The 20126-nt window shown below is 66.4% G+C and carries 14 protein-coding genes and 1 pseudogene; 10 read left to right on the forward strand and 5 right to left on the reverse strand.

Features of this window, described 5'->3' with window-relative positions; genetic code table 11:
• Window positions 1-6 precede the first annotated feature (6 nt).
• From AACH06_RS24640 to AACH06_RS24655, 4 genes are all read left to right on the forward strand, one after another.
• Entirely contained in the window at window positions 7-2007 is a 2001-nt protein-coding gene (locus AACH06_RS24640; protein WP_341428450.1) for an ATP-binding protein, read from the forward strand.
• Window positions 2008-2041: 34 nt separating this feature from the next.
• Window positions 2042-2917: a beta-keto acid cleavage family enzyme gene (locus tag AACH06_RS24645; protein ID WP_341428451.1), complete on the forward strand. Its 876-nt coding sequence runs from the start codon at window positions 2042-2044 to the stop codon at window positions 2915-2917.
• A 189-nt stretch (window positions 2918-3106) separates the two neighbouring features.
• Complete coding sequence (locus tag AACH06_RS24650; RefSeq protein ID WP_341428452.1) at window positions 3107-3913, forward strand: iron-containing redox enzyme family protein; 807 nt, start codon at window positions 3107-3109, stop codon at window positions 3911-3913.
• 82 nt (window positions 3914-3995) lie between these two features.
• Window positions 3996-6749, forward strand: coding sequence for a PAS domain-containing hybrid sensor histidine kinase/response regulator (locus tag AACH06_RS24655; RefSeq protein ID WP_341428453.1), 2754 nt, complete (start codon window positions 3996-3998; stop codon window positions 6747-6749).
• Window positions 6750-6789: 40 nt separating this feature from the next.
• On the opposite strand, the gene AACH06_RS24660 is transcribed toward AACH06_RS24655, so the two are convergent.
• The 4 genes and pseudogenes from AACH06_RS24660 to AACH06_RS24675 all read right to left on the reverse strand — a co-directional run bounded on the left by AACH06_RS24660 (window position 6790) and on the right by AACH06_RS24675 (window position 9286).
• Window positions 6790-7455 carry a hypothetical protein gene (locus AACH06_RS24660; protein ID WP_341428454.1) on the reverse strand — a complete coding sequence of 222 codons (666 nt, stop codon included), beginning with the start codon at window positions 7453-7455 and terminating at the stop codon, window positions 6790-6792.
• Window positions 7456-7477: 22 nt separating this feature from the next.
• Window positions 7478-7876, reverse strand: coding sequence for a DUF1294 domain-containing protein (locus AACH06_RS24665; RefSeq protein WP_341428512.1), 399 nt, complete (start codon window positions 7874-7876; stop codon window positions 7478-7480).
• Between the two features lie 45 nt (window positions 7877-7921).
• Window positions 7922-8107 (reverse strand): annotated as a pseudogene (locus AACH06_RS24670) (cold shock domain-containing protein); the annotation flags it as partial.
• 42 nt (window positions 8108-8149) lie between these two features.
• Window positions 8150-9286 carry an MFS transporter gene (locus AACH06_RS24675; RefSeq protein ID WP_341428455.1) on the reverse strand — a complete coding sequence of 379 codons (1137 nt, stop codon included), beginning with the start codon at window positions 9284-9286 and terminating at the stop codon, window positions 8150-8152.
• Window positions 9287-9677: 391 nt separating this feature from the next.
• Here AACH06_RS24675 and AACH06_RS24680 point away from each other — a divergent pair, with 391 nt between their 5' ends.
• From AACH06_RS24680 to AACH06_RS24700, 5 genes are all read left to right on the forward strand, one after another.
• Window positions 9678-9815, forward strand: coding sequence for a hypothetical protein (locus tag AACH06_RS24680; protein ID WP_341428456.1), 138 nt, complete (start codon window positions 9678-9680; stop codon window positions 9813-9815).
• A 23-nt stretch (window positions 9816-9838) separates the two neighbouring features.
• Window positions 9839-10207, forward strand: a complete 369-nt coding sequence (locus AACH06_RS24685) for a tripartite tricarboxylate transporter substrate-binding protein (protein ID WP_341428457.1) — start codon at window positions 9839-9841, stop codon at window positions 10205-10207.
• Window positions 10208-10581: 374 nt separating this feature from the next.
• A complete protein-coding gene (locus AACH06_RS24690; RefSeq protein ID WP_341428458.1) occupies window positions 10582-13824 on the forward strand; it encodes a glycoside hydrolase family 9 protein in 3243 nt (1080 codons plus the stop codon).
• A 21-nt stretch (window positions 13825-13845) separates the two neighbouring features.
• Window positions 13846-15108, forward strand: a complete 1263-nt coding sequence (locus AACH06_RS24695) for a glycoside hydrolase family 5 protein (protein WP_341428459.1) — start codon at window positions 13846-13848, stop codon at window positions 15106-15108.
• A gap of 93 nt (window positions 15109-15201) precedes the next feature.
• Complete coding sequence (locus tag AACH06_RS24700) at window positions 15202-16776, forward strand: lytic polysaccharide monooxygenase (protein WP_341428460.1); 1575 nt, start codon at window positions 15202-15204, stop codon at window positions 16774-16776.
• Between the two features lie 202 nt (window positions 16777-16978).
• On the opposite strand, the gene AACH06_RS24705 is transcribed toward AACH06_RS24700, so the two are convergent.
• The gene (locus AACH06_RS24705; protein WP_341428461.1) at window positions 16979-18493 is read right to left on the reverse strand and encodes an FAD-dependent oxidoreductase; all 1515 of its coding nucleotides are present in this window, start codon (window positions 18491-18493) and stop codon (window positions 16979-16981) included.
• Between the two features lie 886 nt (window positions 18494-19379).
• Between AACH06_RS24705 and AACH06_RS24710 the strand changes: the two genes are divergently transcribed.
• Window positions 19380-20102: a hypothetical protein gene (locus AACH06_RS24710; protein WP_341428462.1), complete on the forward strand. Its 723-nt coding sequence runs from the start codon at window positions 19380-19382 to the stop codon at window positions 20100-20102.
• Window positions 20103-20126: the final 24 nt, after the last annotated feature.

Below are 20126 nucleotides of genomic sequence, written 5' to 3' on the forward strand. Positions count from 1 at the left end.
CCTACGATGTCATTCAGCAAGATCCTGATCGCCAACCGCGGCGAAATCGCGTGCCGCGTGATCCGCACGGCCCGCGCACTGGGTTACCGCACCGTGGCGGTCTACAGCGAGGCCGACGCCGCCTCGCCGCATGTCGCCCTGGCCGACGAAGCGGTGCCCATCGGCCCGGCCCCGGCGGCGCAAAGCTACCTGCACATCCCGGCGCTGCTGGAGGCGGCTCGGCGCACCGGCGCCGATGCCGTCCACCCGGGCTACGGCTTTCTTTCCGAGCGGGCCGATTTCGCCGCGGCCTGCGCCGAAGCGGGGCTGGTCTTCATCGGCCCGCCGCCCTCGGCGATCGAAGCCATGGGCGACAAGGCCGGTGCAAAGCGGCGCATGCGCGCGGCCGGCGTGCCTTGCGCGCCCGGCTATCTGGGCGACGAAGACCAAAGCGACGCCCGCCTGACGGCCGAGGCCGAGGCGCTGGGCTACCCCTTGCTCATCAAGGCCGTGGCAGGAGGTGGCGGACGCGGCATGCGCCTCGTGCATGCCGCCGGCGAATTGGCGGCCGCGCTGGCGGGTGCCCGCCGCGAATCACAGTCGGCATTCGGTGATGACCGCTTGATGCTCGAACGCCTGATCGAAAACGGCCGGCACATCGAGATCCAGGTGTTCGCCGATGCGCACGGCCACGCCGTTCACCTGGGCGAGCGCGACTGCACCGCCCAGCGGCGCCGACAGAAGGTGATCGAAGAAGCCCCCTCGCCAGTCGTCACACCCGAGATGCGGGCTCGCATGGGGGCCGATGCGGTGGCTGCCGCGCTGGCCGTGGGCTATGTGGGCGCGGGCACGGTCGAGTTCATCGTTGACGCGCAGCTGAACCACTACTTTCTGGAGATGAACACCCGCCTGCAGGTGGAGCACCCGGTCACCGAGTGCATCACCGGCTTCGACCTGGTGGAGTGGCAACTGCGCACCGCTGCTGGCGAGCCGCTGGCCCACTGGCTGCCCGAAGGCCAGGCCAGCGTGCGCTTCAGTGGCCACGCTATCGAGGCCCGCCTCTACGCCGAAGACCCGAGCGACGGTTTCAAGCCGCAAACCGGCCGTATCCTGCACTGGCAACCCGCGCTGGCAGTGGCCCTGGGCCAGGCGCCGGGCTGCCCCACCTCGTCGGTGCGCATCGACGATGGCATTGCCGAGGGCGCAGAGATCTCGCCCTGGTACGACGCGATGGTGGCCAAGCTGATCGTGCACGGCCGCGACCGGGCCGACGCCATCCGGCGCCTGGTGGCCACGCTCGACGATGCACCGCTCATCGGGCTGACCCACAACGGCCGCTTTCTGCGCAACCTGCTGCAACACCCCGATTTCGCGAATGCGCAGCTCACCACCACCCGGCTCGACGAATGGGCAGCGCGTGGCGAGGCCATCGTCCACCGCCCGGCCCCCGATGAACGCGGCTGGATGGCCGCCGCCGCGCTGGCGGCCGGCCTTTCAGTGCCCGATGGTGGCGGCAACTCGTGGCGCCCCGCGAGCGTGGCCACGCAGACGCTTGAGCTTCAATGCCAGGGCGAAAGTCGGCGCTGGAAGCTGCGGCGAGACGGCCGCGTGGTCGAGCTAGACGGGCAACACCGCATCGAGTGCCTTGCCACCGGCGCGGGCTGGCATCGCCTGTCGATCGACGGCATCGCCTGCGACGTGGCGGCCGTGCAAGACAGCGAGGGTGCCTGGCACCTGGCCCACCAGGGCGCGAACTTCATCTTCAGCGAACCGTCTGCCAATCCCGAGGCCCGGCGTGACCAAGACCCCAGCCAGGCCCGCGCCCCCGTGGCCGGCGTGGTGGCGCAGGTGCTGGTCAAGCCGGGCGACCGCGTCGCCACCGGCCAGCCGATGGTGTGCGTCGAGGCGATGAAGATGGAGATGTGGCTCAACGCGCAGGCCGATGGCACCGTGCGCGCCGTTCACGCCCGCGAACGAGAAGCCGTTTCGGCCGGCGCACTGATGATCGAGCTGGACATCGCGGCGTGACGCCGTGTCCCTACAGACCACCACCCGACACCCCATGAACGACAAGGCCATCATCACCTGCGCGCTCACCGGCGTGCTCACCGATCCGAAGCAGCATCCGGTGCCTGTCACCCCCGAGCAGATGGCTGCGCAGGCGCGCGATGCCTTCAACGCCGGCGCGTCCATCATGCATGTGCACCTGCGCTCGCAAGAGCCCGGCCAGGGCCACATGCCGACTTGGGACCCGGAGGTTGCCGAGGCGGTGGTGCAGGCCATCCGCGCGGCGTGCCCGGGCGTGATCATCAACCTGACCACCGGCGTGATCGGCAAGGACATCTCCGGCCCCGCCGCCTGCATCCGCCGCGTGAAGCCTGAGATCGCCGCGTGCAATGCCGGCAGCCTCAACTACCTCAAGTTGAAGGACAACGGCCAGTGGGCGTGGCCACCGATGGTGTTCGACAACCCGGTGGCCAAGGTGCAGCAGTTTCTCGAGGTGATGGCCGAGTGCGGCACCCACCCCGAGTTCGAATGTTTCGATGTGGGCATCCTTCGGTCGGTGGCGATGTATGTGAAGGCGGGCATGCTGCCAGCGGGCGCTGTTCCGGAATGCAATTTCGTGATGGGCGTGGCCTCGGGCATGCCGTGCGACGGCGATCTGCTGGCGCTGCTGCCCCGCTGGCTGCCACCGGGTGCCCTGTGGCAGACCACCCTGATCGGCCGCGCCGAAATCTGGCCCGTGCACCAGCAAACGGCCGAGTTGGGTGGCATGCTGCGCAGTGGCCTCGAAGACACCTTCTACCTGCCTGATGGGTCACGCGCCAGCGGCAACGGGCCGTTGATCGAGCAACTGGCCGCGTGTGCGCAGCGCGCCGGCCGCCCTGTGGCCACCCCGGCCGAAGCGCGCGCGCTGCTGGGCCTGGCCGAGCGCTGAACAACCGACGAGCCGGCGATGAATGGCCACTGAAATTCGCAAGCCGATTCGCATACCCCCTTTGGTCTAAGGTCATTTCATTGCAACGCCCCTCATCTAAACGATTGCATCGACGATGCTGATTGAGTAGAGTGGTTTGGTGGCCTGACTGTCACTTGTGCTTTCAGAAGGCCACTCAGGGGGCCGGGTATGAATGACACGTTCGCCCGAAGCGGGGAGCTGACGGACATCCGCAGCTACCCCACATGGGCACAAGATCTCGCCAACGACTGCGCTGGCGCCCGAAGAAGCGTCACGCACCACGATCTGTTCCTTCGAATGCGCCAGGGTGAGCTTGAGCCCGCGCAGAGCCGATGCTTCCTGGTGGGCATCTGGCCAGTGATCGAACAGTTCCCTCAGTACATGGCGCTGAACCTGCTCAAGGTGGGCTTCGGCCGAGCGCACGGGCACGAAGAGGCGCGCCGCTACCTGATCCGCAACATCCGGGTCGAACAGAACCACGCCGACCACTGGCTGGCCTGGGCCGAAGGCGTGGGCTTGACCCGCGACGATCTCGTCTACGGCGAGATGCCACCCGAAACCCATGCACTGTCTCACTGGTGCTGGCACACCTGCGAACGCGACTCCCTCGCTGCAGGCATGGCCGCCACCAACTATGCGATCGAGGGCGCCACGGGCGATTGGTCGGCCTGGGTCTGCGAGCTCGATCACTACGAGCTGGGCTTTCCCGAAGACATTCGCACCCGAGCGATGAAGTGGCTGAAGCTGCACGCCAAGTACGACGACACGCACCCCTGGGAAGCGCTGGAGATCATCTGTACCCTGGTGGGCAACAACCCGAATCCGCGCTACTTCGAGCTGATCCGGTCACGGGTCATGACCAGCTTCGGCTACATGAAGATGGCGCTCGACAAGTGCCTGGAAAAAGGCGGGACGGCGATCACGCTGCCACCCAAGACACCGCAGGCCAGCACCGAAGCCCGCGAGCGGCATTGACCCGGCCGCCGACGGCACCGCGATGACCCGCCACGCCGCATCCGCCACCTGAGGAGACCTGTCGACACCGACGGGTATCAGCATGCGAGCCCCCGTGACCCAGCGCCGCCGGTCTTGGCCGGTTGCTGTCTCTTTGGGCACGGCCATCACGCTGCAGGCCTCGCTGGCCATCTTCAGCATCCAGGTGATGTCGGCGGTGCGCTCGTATTCGAACGGCGAGAGCCTGTACTCCAAGGGCCAGAAAGACGCGCAGATCCACCTGCTGGACTACGCCGAGTTCGGGCACGAAGAGGACTACCAGGCCTTCATGCGCGCGCTGGCGGCCCCGCTGGGTGACCGCGTGGCGCGCGAGGCGATGGACCTGCCGCGGCCCGACTACGAACGCGCCCGCGCCGGCTTCCTGGCAGGTGGAAACCACCCCGACGACATCGACGGCCTGATCTGGATGTACCGGTGGTTCCACGATTCACGCCTGATGGCCGGTGCCATCGCCAGTTGGCGCGAAGGCGATGTCGCCATCGATGAAATGAAGAAGTTGGCCGAATCGCTGCACAGCTCGCTGCACAACGGCCAACGCGACCCGCGCCTGGTCACCGAGGTGCGGGCGCAGGCCTCACGCATCAACACGCGCCTGACGGGCCTGGAGCAACGCTTCGCCGATCAGCTGGCCACCGCGTCTCGTGAAGCCCAGCGCTGGGTGATCGGCATGAATGTGGCCGTGGCGGGATTGCTGTCGCTGATCGGGCTCGTGATCATCCGGCAGAGCCTGCGTGAGCGCGAACTGGCCGAGCATGAGATTCAGCGCCGACAGAACCTGCTGCAGCAACTGCTCGATTCGGCCGCCGAGGGCCTGTTCGGGGTCGACACGGACGGTCGCTGCACTTTCATCAATCGATCGGCCCTGAAGATGCTCGGCTACCGGTCGGAGGCGGAGGTGGTCGGGCGATCGATGCATGAGCTGGTGCACCCCGACTGCCACCGCATCGGCGCCTGGCCCAGCCAGGCTTGCCGCATCGACACCGCGCTGCAGCAGCGCGAAGCCACCCACCAGTCGAACGAGACCTTTCGGCATCGAGATGGCCGGACGTTCCCGGTGGAATACTGGTCTTACCCGATGTCGCAGGACGATGTCCCCATCGGGGTGGTGGTCACCTTCTTCGACATCAGCGAGCGCGTGCGCACGCAAGACGCGCTGCGCAAGAGCGAGGTGCGCCTGGCCAAGCTGATCGATGCGGTGGCGGATGCCGTCGTCTCGATGGACGGCACCGGCCGCATCGTCATCTTCAATCGCTCTGCCGAACGCATCTTCCAGCGCACCCTGGCCGACACGGTGGGCCAATCGTTCAGCGTGCTGACCGCCCCCACCTCCAGTGCCAAGCTGGCCACCTTGCTGCAGGAACTCGTGCGCCCCACGGCCACCGGCATGACCGCCGCCGTGCAAGAGCTGACCTGCGTGCGCGCCGATGGCGAAGAGTTTCCGGCCGAGACCACTGTGTCGAAACTGGAAACCGACCAGGGGCTGCTGATGACCATCGTGCTGCGCGATGTCAGCGAACAGCTCGCGGCGCGCAAGGAACGCGAAGCGCGGCTGGCGCTGGAGCATTCGAGCCGCGCTAAAAACCACTTCCTTTCGCGCATGAGCCACGAGCTGCGCACGCCGCTCAATGCGGTGCTCGGGTTCGCGCAATTGATGAACATCGACACGGGCCGCTCGCTCGACACCGAGAACCGGGCCCGGGTCAAGCACATCGAGCGGGCGGGGGTGCACCTGCTGGCCCTGGTGAACGATGTGCTCGATCTGTCGATGGTCGAATCGGGCAAGCTCTCGCTCACGCTCGAAGCCGTGGACGCGCGGGTGGTGGCCGAAGAAGCCTTGGCGGTGGTCGCCCCGCTCGCGCGCGACGGCGGCATCAGCCTCGAGACCTCGATGACGCAGCGCACCATCAACCCGACGGCACCCGCAGTGGTCGACGCCCGCGTGGCGAGGCTGGATGCCTTCGGCGTGTGGGCCCTGGCTGATCGGGTGCGTCTGCGCCAGGTGCTGATCAATCTGCTCAGCAATGCGATCAAGTACAACCCCCGCCACGGGCAGGTCACGTTGTCGCTGCAACCGGCCGAAGACCGCTGCATGCTGACCGTGGCCGACACCGGCATCGGCATGACGCCCGAGCAGCTGGATCACCTGTTCGAGCCCTTCAACCGTCTCGGGGCAGAGCGCTCCACGATCGAGGGCACCGGCATCGGCCTGGTGCTCACCCGACAGCTCGTCGAGGTGATGGGTGGCCAGCTGCGCATCGAGAGCACGTTCGGCCAGGGCACGGTCGCCACCGTCACCCTGCCCCGCGCGTTGGCCACCGCGCGCTCACCGAAGCTGCCGCTGCTGCCCGCCGGCGCCGACGGCCAGGCCGGCCCGCTCGATGTGCTCTACGCCGAGGACAACGAGGTGAACATCGAACTCATGCGCCAGGTGACCACCCTGCGCCCCTCGATCTCCTTCCGCTACGCCACCAGCGGTGCCGAAGCCCTGGAGATCGCCCGCCATCAGCCCCCCGATCTGATGCTGGTCGACATGAACCTCGGAGACACCACCGGCATGCAACTGGCACAGGCGCTGCGCGAAGACCCCGCCACCGCGCACGTGCACCTGGTGGCTCTCTCGGCAGATGCCTTGCCCGGGCAGATTCGGGATGCGCTGGACGGCGGCTTCGAGAACTACCTCACCAAGCCCATCAACTTCGCCGAAATCCTGCGGGTGTTCGACGGCTACGCCCGCCTGTGCGCCGCCGGCCGCCCCTCCATGCCTGAAGAAGAGGCCGCGCAGCTGCCGGCGCATTGAGCGGACAGCAAGCCCCCTCCCGACCCGCTGCAGCGCCTCGCTACTCGACCGTCAAGGTGTAAGTGACCGCCTGAAGCATGCTGGGGAGCGCACCACCAAAGTTGATGACGTGCTGGCCGCGTGCCAGCGGGCCGACCGCCACAAAGTAGCCGTCAGCCACGGCGTCTGCCGGCTGGCCGGAGACCAGGCTGAAGCACTTGGTCGGAAGCCGGTGGGCGGCGAGCGAATCGTAGCGAACGCCATCCACCTCCAGAATGAGCGCGGAGGGGTTGTCGGTCAGCCGCGCCGCACGGCGCGCCAGTGAGTCGCAGGATTCATCGCTGTTTTCAGCGCGAAACGTCACGTAGTTGATCAGCGGAAAGAACAGCACCTTGCCCGCCGGAACGGTGCACGACCGCTCGGTGCGGCGAGTGCCATACGTACCCGCCAGAAACCAGACCTCACCGCTTTGGCGGCTCGCGCACAACGCACCGGTGGTGTCCGCCACGGGGCTGCGCGGCCGCTCGAACGAAAACGCCCACTGCCACCAGCGCACCGACCACTCGGTTTGACTGACGCCGGCCACTGTTTCGTTCGGCGGAACGACCACCGGGCCGACCGCCTGGGCCGATGTCATGAGCCAGAGAAGCGATAGGGCGAAGACAGCACGCATGAAACAGAACTGAAGATCAATGTTTAGGGAATGCCTGGAAGTGATACCCGCCACGGCGGAACCCGAGGATAAGCCCTCAACCCGCTGCGCGAACCACTCCGATCAACGGTGAACTCATGGCGACGAAGACGCCCACATTGACCACCACGGTGGTCCAAAAGGCCGAACGGAAGCTGGCCTTGCTCGACTTGTGACGCAGCACCTGCTGGGCCACGATCGCCCCGGGCCAACCACCCAGCAATCCCAAGCCGAGCAAGGTGGCCTCGGAAACCCGCCGGCGCCGCGCCACTGCGGCCGACTTGTCGATCGCATACAAGGCAAAGCACAGCATGCTCGCACCGGCATAGACCCCCAGGATCCACAGCGGCACGCGCCACCACAGCGTCACCACGAAGTAGACGGAGATGAAGGCCGGAACCGCAAAGTAGCTGGCCGTCCCCCAAGACGCTGCTGAGGAGGCCGATGAAGGGGCCACCTTCCTCAAGTGAGCCCTTTCGGCCCGTGCCAGTCGAACCTCGACGGCCCTCTTCTTGCCCTGCGGATTCAATTCGATCCCAAAGGTCACGGCCTCGCCCAGCTGCGGCCTGCCGGCCTGGGGAGGGTATGCCTTGATATGGAAGAAGACTTCCTGGCCACCCTGCGACGGGGCGATGAATCCAAACCCTCGCTCATCGTTCCAGGAGCTCACTACGCCTTCAAATCTCATGCTGAATACCGACGGTGGCGCGCGCGGCGGAAGGCAATCACTCTACCCCGGCGGCATGGCGCGCTTGGCCGAGATCGCCATGAACGCCGCGAACGCGACCACCACCCACAGGCCGGCCGACAGCGACGCATGCTCCGCGATCACGCCGATCAGCGGCGGCCCGGCCATCATGCCCAGATAGCCGACGCCCGACACTGCCGCGATGCCGTGGGCCGACGACACCCCGGGCACCCGCGTCGCCGCGCTGAAGAGCACTGGCGCGACATTGGACAAGCCCAGACCGACCAAGGCGAAACCAGCAAAAGCGGCAGCGGGCGTCGGCAGCATCAGGGCCAGCGTCATTCCGAGGGCGGCCAGGATGCCGCTGGCGGTGAGCAGAAGCGCGCCCCCCAGCCGCGAGCGGACCCAATCGCCGGTGAAGCGGCCAGCGGCCATGGCGCCGCTGAAGCTGGCATAGGCCATGGCAGCCAGGCCGGATGGACTCGCGCGCTCCTGGCGCATGAACAGCACGCTCCAGTCATACATCGCCCCTTCGGCGATGAGCCCCATCGCCGCCAGCACGCCCATCAGCAGCAACGGGCCTCGTGGAAGGCTCAGCGGCTGCTGCGTGTGCACATGGTCGTCTGGAACCGGCAGCATCGCTCGGCTCGCCACCACCGTGGAAACAACGCCGGCCACGGTGACCGCCAGCAAATGAGACTGCGGCGTCAAACCGAGGCCCGAGGCTGCGCCGCCCAGGCTCGCACCCGCCATGCCGCCCAGACTGAACATGCCGTGGAAGCCGCTCATCAGGTGCTTGCCGGTCCGCTGTTCGACCTCGGTGGCTTCGGTGTTGATCGACACATCCAGCAGGCTCCCGCTGATGCCGAAGGCCAGCATCACGACGAGCAAGGCGGCATAGGCTGGCCACGCCAACAAGGCGCCCACCGAGACGCAGCAGGCCACGCCCATGACACCTGCGACGCAGCGCGGCCCCCATCGCCCCACGATGCGCCCGGCCTGCGCCAACGCCAACAACGCGCCCGCGCCGCTGGCCAGCATCGCCAGCGCCAGGGCCTGCTCACCCAATCCGTACTGCGCCTTGACGGTGGGCACATGCACCCCCCAGGTCGCGAACATGGCGCCCAGCACAAAGAACTGCGCCCGAACAGCCCAGGTCGCCCGGCCGACCGCGCTCACGTCGGGGCGCCTGAGGCCATTGCCCCACCGAAAACCGTACCTGGCGACGACGCAGAGCCTGCCACACGGCGAGCGTTCCCGCTGCAGCCAGCGGCCCAGCATGCGCGGCGGCGCCTGCAAGCCCATGTGGCTTGAGGCACTGGAGCCGCAACGTTGACTTCGACAAACATCGCCCGCTGTCCGATTCCGTAGGGGTTGGTGAACTGTCGGGCTCCACCAGAGCACCCGACAGCGCTGTCATGATATGCCGCGCGTCGGCGCTGAGACCTCAGACCAGACGGCGTGCAGCAGAGCCCCGACCGAACAACGGCTGACGGAATCGGAGCGCAGGGGTCTGCGAAGGGGCCGTACTCGTTGTCAACACGAAGGACCTCTGGATTGGGGGGGGGCCGTGTGCCGCACTGTCACGCACGGCACACCCGGCGTGGGCACCATGCAGCACTTCTTCGGCTCGCTCATCAGCGAGCGCGGCAAGCTGGCGATGGTGCATGTGCCCTACAAAGGCGGCGCCCCATCGTCAACGATCTGATCGGCCATCAGCTCGATGGCGCGGTGCTCGTCTATTCGACGGCCCTGCCGTTCTTGAAGGAAGGCAGGATCAAGGCGCTGTCGGTCTCCGACTCGGCCCGTGTGCCTCAACTACCGGACGTGCGGCGAATCGGCGAAGAAGACGGCATGAATGGCGTGTCATTGCCGCTCTGGCAAGCCCTGTTCGCCAAGGCGGGCACGCCCGGCTCGGTGGTCCTGTCCGTCGAAAAGGCGATGCTCGATGCCCTGGCGCAGCCCGAAGTGAAGTCCAAGTTGATGGAGGCGGGCGTGACGGCAGCACCCATGAGCGGACGAGATCTTCCCGGCTTCATCAAGCCCCAGGCCGCGCTGTATCGCGAGATTGTCCAAAGCGCCCGGATCACGATGGACTGAGCCCGCCGCCGCACCCCAGTGCCAAGCACCGGCGCGCCCGCTCGGCCGATGAGACGAACCAACGTCTCATCGGCCGTTTCGCTGTGGCGGCCGCAGCGAATAGGCGTCTCGCAGTTAAACCGATGTGACGGTGTGTAAGGCCTACGGTGCGACCCCGTTGACTCGGGTGATGGGGGGGAATACAACCGGCACCGCATTCGTGAAGCCATGGGCTTCACGGAGCAAATAAGGGCGCGGAGGGGTGCCCATGGACACGACGACAACACGGCGGGCAGGTCATCCGGCTTGACTCACCTCTGGGCGTCAGCCATTTTTTTTGCCCCACCATGACAACGCTGTCTATCAAGATAGCGCAAATATCGAGGAGTGAACCCATGAAGTTTCAGACAACCGGCCCTCGCGGGTGGCCACGCCGCCAGCCGCAGGCGACGCGCCCGGCGTGGCGCACGCGCCTGGCGCTGGCAGCCCTCCCTGCCGCGCTGCTGGCCGCCTGCGGCGGCGGCTCGGGTCAGGAAGAACAGGCCACCGCCAGCTCGGAAGAGGTGCGCGCCCGCGCCCTGGCGGTCAGTACCCCCGAGGCCGCTCCGCGCTACAACTACGCCGAAGCGCTGCAGAAGGTGCTGTTCTTCTACGAAGCTCAGCAATCGGGCAAGAAGCCCGACTGGAACCGTGTCAGCTGGCGTGGCGACTCGCGCCTGACGGACGGCAGCGACGTGGGTCTGGACTTGACCGGTGGCTGGTACGACGCGGGTGACCACGTCAAGTTCGGCTTCCCGATGGCCTTCACCGCCACCGAGCTCGCCTGGGGCGCCCTCGAATTCGAAGCCGGCCACAAGAGCGCCGGGCAGTACGACGCGTTGCTGCGCAACCTGCGCTTCGTCAACGACTACTTCATCAAAGCCCACCCCTCGGCCAACGTGTTCTACGGCCAGGTGGGCAACGGCGGCACCGACCACAGCTGGTGGGGCCCGGTCGAGGTCTACCCGAAGGCCGCACCGTCGTACAAGATCGACAGCACCTGCGGCGGCTCTGACCTGGCCGGCGAAACCGCGGCGGCCATGGCCGCGGCGTCGATGGTTTTCAAGGCCACCGATGCCACCTACGCCGCCAAACTGCTGACGCACGCGCGCCAGCTCTACACGCTGGCCGACACCAAGCGCCAGAAGTATTCCGAATGCATCACCGATGCGGCCTCGTACTACAACTCGTGGTCAGGCTATGTCGACGAGCTGTCGTGGGGCGCGCTGTGGCTCTACCGCGCCACCGGTGAACAGGCCTACCTCGACAAGGCCGAGTCGTATGTCCACACCGGCGCCGGCGGCTTCGGCACCGAAGGGCAGACGAACTACCTGCCCTACAAGTGGACGCAGGACTGGGACAGCAAGCACTACGGCGTGTACCTGCTGCTCGCCCGCATCACCGGCAAGCAGAAGTACATCGACGCGATCGAGCGCAACCTCGCCTACTGGACCACCGGCACGCCCGAGGGCGAGCGCGTCACGATGACCCCGGGCGGCTTGGCCTGGCTCTCGCAATGGGGCTCGCTGCGCTATGCGATGAACGAGTCGTTCCTCGCCATGGTGTATGCGAAGGACGTGGCCGATTCGACCAAGAAGCAGCTCTACCGCGACTTCGCCACCAAGCAGCTGCACTACGCGCTGGGCGACAACCCGCGCAAGGGTAGCTACCTGATCGGCTTTGGCACCGCCTCGCCCCAGCACCCGCACCATCGCACCTCGCACGGCTCGTGGTCGGACAGCCAATCGGTGCCCACCAACCATCGCCACACCCTGTACGGCGCACTCGTTGGCGGCCCCGGCTCCACCGATGCGTACACCGACAGCATCAGCGACTTCGTTTCGAACGAGGTGGCCACCGACTACAACGCGGCCATCACCGGCGTGCTGGCCGCGGCCCAGCAGCTGTACCCGGGCAGCTCGCCGCTGCCTGATTTCCCGCAGGCTGAGGTGCCCACCGAAGACGAGATGTTCGTCGAAGCTGGCATCAACAGCTCGGGTGCGACCTACACCGAGGTCAAGGCCCTGGTGAACAACCGCTCGGGATGGCCGGCACGCAATGCCGACAAGCTCAGCTTCCGCTACTACGTAGACTTGAGCGAAGTGATCGCCGCGGGCCACAGCGCATCGGAGATCAAGGTCTCGTCGGCCTACTCGGACGGCGGCACGGTCAAGCAGCTGCAGCGTTGCGGCAACACCAACCTGTACTACGCGACCGGCGACTTCAGCGGCACCAACATCTATCCGGGTGGGCAGTCGGCCTACAAGAAAGAGCTGCAGATGCGCATTTCTGCGCCGGATGGCAGCAACTACTGGAACCCGGCCAACGACCCCTCCTACGTCGGCCTGCCGCAAAGTGGCACGGCAAAGGTGACGACGATCGCGCTGTTCGACAACGGACGTCGCGTTTTCGGCACCGAGCCCAAGGCCTGCGGTGGTGATCCCCCGCCGCTGCCGGATGTGCCGAAGGGCCTGACGGCCGCGGGCGGTGTCGGCACCATCACGCTGGCATGGCTGGACGCCGCCAATGCGACAAGCTACACCGTCAAGCGCTCGGCCACCGGCAACCCCGGCACCTTCGCGCTGGTGGGCTCGCCGACCGACAACGCCTACGTCGACACCGGCCTGCCCGGCAACAAGACCTTCTACTACGTCGTCAGCGCGCACAACGACACCGGCGACAGCGCCGACAGCGAGGTGGCCTCGGCCACCACGGCCAACACGCCGCCGGCTGCGCCGGAGGCCACGGCCACCGCTGGCAATGAAAAGGTCACGCTGACGTGGAACGAGGTCGACGGCGCCAAGACCTACGAGGTCACCCGCGCCACCAAGGCGGCCGGGCCGTTCGAGAAGGTCAAGAAGGGCCTGACCACCACCACCTACGTCGACAAGGGCCTCACCAACGGCACCACCTACTACTACAAGGTCATTGCGCGCAACAGCGCCGGTGCCACGCCGTCTGAGGTCGTGTCGGCCAAGCCCAGCAAGGGGGGTACGCCGCCCAGCGCGCCGGTGGTGACGCCGACCGCTGGCGACAAGAAGGTCACGCTGGCCTGGCCCGCCGCCAATGGCGCCACGGGCTATGTGGTCAAGCGCAGCCTCACCAGCAACGGCACGTTCGCCGAGATCGCCACGCTCGATGGCGCCACCCTCACCTACGTCGACAGCGGGCTGACCAATGGCACGCCGTACTACTACATGGTGGTGGCCACCAACAAGGCCGGCAAGACGCCTTCGGAAGTGGTGACCGCCACGCCCAAGGCCGGTGGCGGCGAGGCTTGCACGCTGACGGTGGATTCGAGCAACGATTGGGGTTCTGGCCAGGTGCTCACGGTGACCCTGCAAAACAGCGGCACCTCCACGCTGACCAACTGGACGGCGACCTTCACCGAGTCCAACACCTTCACCATCACCAACAGCTGGGACGGCACCTTCACGCTCACTGGCAACAAGGTGAACCTGGTACCGGTCTCCTACAACAAGGACATCCCGCCCAACACCAGCAAGTCGGCTGGCATGCAGATCAGCTACTCCGGCGCCAAGCCGGTGCCCTCGGCCGCCTCGGTGCCGGGCCACGACTGCACGGTCGTCATCAAGTAAACCAACACCCAAGGAGTACCCATGAAGAAGTTCCCCTCCCTCCACGCGCTGGCCGCCGCGGCCTGCGCGGCCACGATGCTCTTCGCACCAGCGGTGCACGCGCAGTGGGCTGAAGACGCAGCCGACGACAGCATCGAAGCCGTGGTGCAGCCGCAAGACGACCTGCACATCCCCTCCACCGGTGAATTCAAGGCCCCGTTCCACGTCAAGGGCAAGAAGATCCTCGACGCCAAGGGCAAGGTGGTGTCGATGCACGGCATCAACTGGTTTGGCTTCGAGACGCCCGACAGCATCGTCCACGGCCTGTGGGCGCGCAGCTACCAGGACATGGTCAAGCAGATGAAGGACCTCGGCTTCAACGCCGTGCGCCTGCCCTTCTGCCCGAAGACGCTCACCGCCACCAGCATCAGCGGCGGCGTGCGCTATGACCTGAACCCCGATCTGCAGGGCAAGACCCCGCTGCAGGCGATGGACCGCATCATTGCGGAGTTCGCCAACAACGGCTTCTACATCCTGCTGGATCACCATCGGCCCGACTGCAACGCCATCTCGCAGATGCCGCAGATCCCCGGCTACACGCAGGACGACTGGACGCGTGACCTGGTCTTCGTGACCAACCGCTACAAGGACGTGAAGAACGTCATTGGCATCGACCTGAAGAACGAGCCGCACTCCGACTTTGGCACCGGCGCCTTCTGGGGCACCGGCAAGGTCGAGAACGACTGGAAGATGGCCGCCGAGAAGGCGGGCGCTGCGGTGCACGGTGCCAACCCGAAGGTGCTGGTGTTCGTGGAGGGCGTCTCGGACAACAACGGTTCGTGCCAGACGCCGGACGGCCACTGGTGGGGCGGCAACATCGAGCCGGTGGAGTGCTTCCCGATCGACGAGGCCAAGATCCCGCGCAACAAGCTGGTGCTGTCACCGCACATCTACGGCCCCGATGTGGCCGACCAGGCCTACTTCGCCGACAGCGCGGGCTTCCCCAACAACATGCCGCGCATCTGGGAGAACCAGTTCGGCCGCTTCATGTCGACCTACCCGATCGCTCTGGGCGAGTTCGGCGGCAAGTTCATGGGCAAGGACCAGGTCTGGCAGACGACCTTCGTCGACTGGCTCAAGTGCAAAGGCACGAAGAACTTCTTCTACTGGGCCTGGAACCCCAACAGCGGTGACACCGGCGGCATCCTGAAGGATGACTGGATCAGCGTGAACACCGAGAAGTACCAGAACCTCAAGCGCCTGTGGGACGGCTCGCCCGTCGACAAGGACATCTGCAAGCTCTGATGCCTCAAAACCGGCCCGGACGCCTCCACCGGGCCGGTTTTTCTTGCAGCTGACCACTTTTCTCCCTCCCCCTCCCTCTCCAGAAGGACCTCCATGAAACACTCCCTCCAACGGGCTGTGCTGATCGGTGCCGCGGCGTTCGTCGTCGCACCGCAGCTGATGGCCCATGGCCTGATCCAGGACCCGCCCTCTCGCAACTGGTTCTGCGGCGCCATCACCAAGCCCGATGAGATCGCCAACGGCACGGCCAAGTACCCTGAGTGCAAGACCGCGTTCGACACGAACATGACCGGCAGCTACAACTTCATGAGCGTGCTGACCCACACCAAGGGCCGCGCTGAAGTCACCCCGCTGCCCGAGAACGTCTGCGGCTTCAACGCCGAGACCTTCAACAAGGGCGCCACCCCGTGGGACACCCCGATGCAGTGGCCCACCAACAAGGTCACCGCCGGCCGCAAGGAATTCACCTGGAACATCGCCTGGGGCCCGCACTTCTCGGACACCCAGGAGTTCCGCTACTACATCACCAAGCCGGGCTTCCAGTGGTCGCCCACCAAGGCGTTGACCTGGGCGGATTTCGAAGACCAGCCCTTCTGCACGCTGACCTACGACGACACCAAGCCCAACGGCAACCCCGATGTCGTGCCTGACAAGGGCACCGTGCTGTTCCACACCTTCTGCCAGTTGCCTGCCCGCACGGGCCGCCATGTGGTGTACGGCGAGTGGGGCCGCAACTACTTCACCTACGAGCGCTTCCACAGCTGCGTGGACGTCGAGTACGAAGGCAGCTCCGGCAAGCCGCCGACCGCCGTCATCGGCTTCAAGCCCGACGTCACCGAGGTCACCGGCGCCACCACCGTGGTGCTGGACGGCAGCGGCTCCAAGGGCAAGGGCCTCACCTACGCCTGGAGCCTGAACCCGAACGACCTCAAGTCGGCCAAGATCGTCAACGCCGACCAGGCCAAGGCCAAGCTGGTGCTGACCGAGCCGCAGGTGAACGAGAACCTGCAGATCTCGCTGCTGGTGAAGAACGCCGCCGGCCTGACCGACACGGAATCGCGCACCCTGCTGCACAAACCGACGGGCGGCTCAAAGTGGACCGACCTCGGCCCGCTGACCACCACCCCGGTCACGCTGCACGCCAATGACTCGGTCAACGTGCGTACCGTGCTCACCACGGGCACCGACAACTACGTGCCCAACCCGGCCCTGGTGCTCACCGAGGCCAACTCCAGCGCCACGCAATGGCCGCTGGCACTGGGCAAGGCGGTGAATGCGACCGACAGCGGCCTGCAGATCGGTGTGGTCAATGCCAAGGGTGCGATCAAGCCGATCGCCGACGCCACGGCCAACCGGATGTACGCCGAGAAGGGCTCGAAGATCGCCAGCGCATTCCTGCAGGTGACCATCTCCAACAAGATCGTGGCCACCTACACCGTGACCAGCGACTGGGGTCAGGGCTACTGCGCGAGCATCAAGGTGAGCAACAACGACTCGGTGCCGGTGCAATGGAAGGCCACGCTGAAGATCAACGGCACGGTCAGCAATGCGTGGAACCTGGTCTGGTCGCAGGCCGGTGACACGATGACGATCGAAGGCGTTGCGCCGAACAACATCCTGCAACCGGGCGCCAACTACACCGACGGCGGTTTCTGCGCCAACAAGTAAGCCTGGCTGGGCGGCCCCTCGCCGCCCACGATCTTTCGCTCCTTTGGCCGCGCCGCGGGGTTCCCCCCGGCGCGGCTTTTTTGTGGCGGGTCGCGGCCCCCGCCAAGAGCCAGTAGCGCATGGCATCCCTCCGGCCACCGACCTTGCCAGCGCGTCGCGCCCTGGGCCTGCAAGGGAAGATGCCGTCCCGGCCCCGTTCACACTACCGCAAAGAGGCCAGCTTGTGCAGTGCCGTCCTCAGAGCAGCCTCCGCGTCAGGTACGCCTCCCACCGATCGCCACCCCACGATGCCGTCGGGTCGCACGAGGCACGCGCCCGCGGACGTCATGCCGAATCGTTGATGTACTTCGTCAAGGTTCGCCTGCGCATCCCTGCCCACATGCACCGCGAGGATGGGCACATTGGACGAAGCACTCACGCGAGCGGTGGCCTCGATCCACACGGAAGCCTCCGCGAAGAGGGTGAACTGCTTGCCCACCAGATCCAGTGTGGACATGCTGCCCGCTGAGGTCGTCATCTCCAGATAGGGGGCGCGGACGCCCGGCTGTCCGGCCCAGTCAAACGGATGCGCTGCGGGAGGCAAATCGTCGGAAGCACCGATGACTGCTGCCGAGCGGTGCAGTTGACCAAGCTCCATGGCCACATCGCCCATCAACGGTTGAGGTTCCATCGGGCCCTTCAGCCATTTCGCGTAGTCGGGTCGCGCGAAAGTCTGCTGATGGCGCAGCCATCCGATCGGGCGCCGTTCCGCGTCGTAGGTCTCCAGCAGCGCCGGTGACGACGTCCCATCGATGACCATGGCCAACTTCCACGACAGGTTCCAGACATCGTCGATGCCGGTGTTGGCGCCGAAGCCGCCGCGGGTCGGTGGCAACTGATGGGCGGCGTCGCCCGCGAGAAACACCCGGCCCATGCTGTACTTCGTGGCGACGCGGCCGGCCATCTCCCAACGTCCGGTCGTGATGATGTCGAAGGCGAAGTCTTTGCCCAGGCACGATCGAATGAACGGGGCGAGCTGGAGCTCATCCAGCTCCTGCCCGTCGGTGCGCATGAGCACCCACCGCCCGTCTCCATAACTGGTCAGGAACGCACGAACCTCGCCTTGTTCGATTTCGAACTGCTGAAAGCCGCACTCCAGGAATGGGTCAGCCTCCGGGCAGCGGAACAGAACGCTGTGCACCGTTCGCAGGTGGCCCACACCCTCGCGTGCAATGCCCAGCGCTTCGCGGATGCCGCTGGATGCGCCGTCGGCGGCCACCAGGTAGTCGGCGCGAATCGCACGCTCCTCGCCGGTCTGGCGACTGCGGACGACCGCGGTGACGCCGTCTTCATCTTGCTCGAACGATGTCAACTCCGTGCCTTGGAGCAACTGCGATCCCAGGGCGGCGGCGCGGGCGCGAAGTATGGGCTCGAGTTTGTCCTGGGGTATGGCGGCGCCGGTGTGGGGAGTGACCAGATCCCCGCGGGCCGGAGCGCCGCCGTCTGGTGTCCACAACGTTTCGCGACCCCAGTGGCCGGCAAGGCTTTCGACGACCGCTCGGCGCAACCGCGTGCCGGGAGCCACCTGCGGAACCTGCCCACCCAAACCGACGGCAGTGAAGTACTCCATCGTGCGTTCCGTGAAGCCCATGGCGCGCGGATGCAAGGCGCTGCCTTCGTGTTTCTCGATGACGATGTGGGGGACGCCCCGCCAAGCGAGGAAAAGGGAAGCGGACAAGCCGACTAGGGCGTGTTCACACTATGCAGCCCCGATGCGTTGCCATCAGAACCGGTCGAGCGCAAGGCGCAAAACGAAGCCGGGGTGCGGCCCCGGCGAGGCTTTGCAACGCCGCGGGCGGCTGGTTCTGGTGGCAACCCTTCGGGAACGGGCCGTCCAGGGCGCATGGCGGCGTTGCCCACCTTGCCCAGGCACCAGCCTGGGCGGCGTCGGGCGCCTTGCCCTGCATCCCTGGACAACCCGTTCGCACGGGGCTGCATAGTGTGAACACGCCCTAGCCTGCCACCCACGATGAGCACCGGAATGTGTTGCATATGAACCTCGACATGAAACAAGAACGCGCCTTCAAGGCGCATGTCAACGCACGAGGTATCTGCCGATCGCGGCCAGTCCCTGAGGAAGGACTGCGACGCCAGCCACTTGCCAGCGCCCACCATCGAACAGAAAACGACGCACGTTCGCCTTCTGTCGTGGTCCGCGACCCTTTCGGGTTGGATTGAGGCTCAATGCTTTTCAGGCACTGAGCTGACCGGGGCTCACCGAAACCGGTCCACCATTTTCGACCGCGCGATTCTAGCGATCTCGCGATTGACGAGTACGCGAAACGCGCGGCTATGCAGGTGACCCGCATTGGCGCCGAAACCATCCCAAGTGGCGCATCCTCAAGTCGGGGGATGCGCGCACAGGCCACCCGGTAGACAACTCGTCATCCCGCATGGAGGCACGCCGGTTGCCCCGACACAGCGGGCCTCGCGCCCTGCCTGGATGGGAGCCTGGACACCGGAACGCCCCGGCCGCTCAGTCACCCTGATGGCAACAGGGCTGCCGGTCCAGGCGCAATCTGCACAGTCCTGGGGCGGCAGTCACCTTCAGAGGGGAGTGACAGATGGCGCTTACCGCGGAAATCCGTTGGTTCTGGCCGCATGCGACGCCGTCGGCGTTCGCGGTGTGGTTCCGCAGCTCTGTCCATCACGGTTGCATGGTGGGCGGTGGGCGTTCGTGCACCGGCACCCACCTGCCCTGGGATGGGCACCCGCGTTGGGACATCCGACGCCAGGGGGGCTCGATCAGCGTGCGGGCACACCAGACCACGCTGGAAGACGGCTGCCGCCTGCCACCTTTCGGCGGCGACATCACGATCTGGTTCGACCTGATCTCCAAGCACGAGCCACCACCCGGCGCGGTGCCAGTCGACGTGGTCGGCCGCAGATGGCTGAGGCAGTTCGACACCAGCGGCGTCGCATGCACCGAAATCCGCCTGGGCGGCGTCTCGTCGGCGCCGCCCCAGCCAGGCCCGCACGACAGCCCCTCGTGCCTGGCCGACCTGGCCGAGTTCGAGCTCGGGGATTTCGGCGGGCGCTGGGCCACCTTCGGCTTGACGGCCTTCGGGCCGGCGGACACGCTGGCCGCCAGCATCAACGCCACCGCCGGCCTGCTGCGCGAACGCCATCCACCCGATCTGGAAGACGCTTTCGTCACGACCATGCCGCAGTGGATCCTGAGCCTCAGCCCCTTCTGGCGACACAGCGCCGCACTGCGGCACGCACGCTCCACTCACCCTGCCGAGCACGACTGGCCTCCGCCCGCCCCGCATCCCGCTGGCTTCTGATCGGCCAGGCCGGGCCGCGAAGGC

It is taken from the genome of Ideonella lacteola, from assembly GCF_038066555.1.
Taxonomy (GTDB): Bacteria; Pseudomonadota; Gammaproteobacteria; order Burkholderiales; family Burkholderiaceae_C; genus Ideonella; species Ideonella lacteola.

Bases quoted from the DNA above. Each gene is read 5' to 3' on its own strand.
- AACH06_RS24695 (WP_341428459.1), top strand. From the start codon at position 13,846: ATGAAGAAGTTCCCCTCCCTCCACGCGCTGGCCGCCGCGGCCTGCGCG.
- AACH06_RS24700 (WP_341428460.1), top strand. From the start codon at position 15,202: ATGAAACACTCCCTCCAACGGGCTGTGCTGATCGGTGCCGCGGCGTTC.
- AACH06_RS24650 (WP_341428452.1), top strand. From the start codon at position 3,107: ATGAATGACACGTTCGCCCGAAGCGGGGAGCTGACGGACATCCGCAGC.
- AACH06_RS24640 (WP_341428450.1), top strand. From the start codon at position 7: ATGTCATTCAGCAAGATCCTGATCGCCAACCGCGGCGAAATCGCGTGC.
- AACH06_RS24645 (WP_341428451.1), top strand. From the start codon at position 2,042: ATGAACGACAAGGCCATCATCACCTGCGCGCTCACCGGCGTGCTCACC.
- AACH06_RS24710 (WP_341428462.1), top strand. From the start codon at position 19,380: ATGGCGCTTACCGCGGAAATCCGTTGGTTCTGGCCGCATGCGACGCCG.
- AACH06_RS24690 (WP_341428458.1), top strand. From the start codon at position 10,582: ATGAAGTTTCAGACAACCGGCCCTCGCGGGTGGCCACGCCGCCAGCCG.
- AACH06_RS24655 (WP_341428453.1), top strand. From the start codon at position 3,996: ATGCGAGCCCCCGTGACCCAGCGCCGCCGGTCTTGGCCGGTTGCTGTC.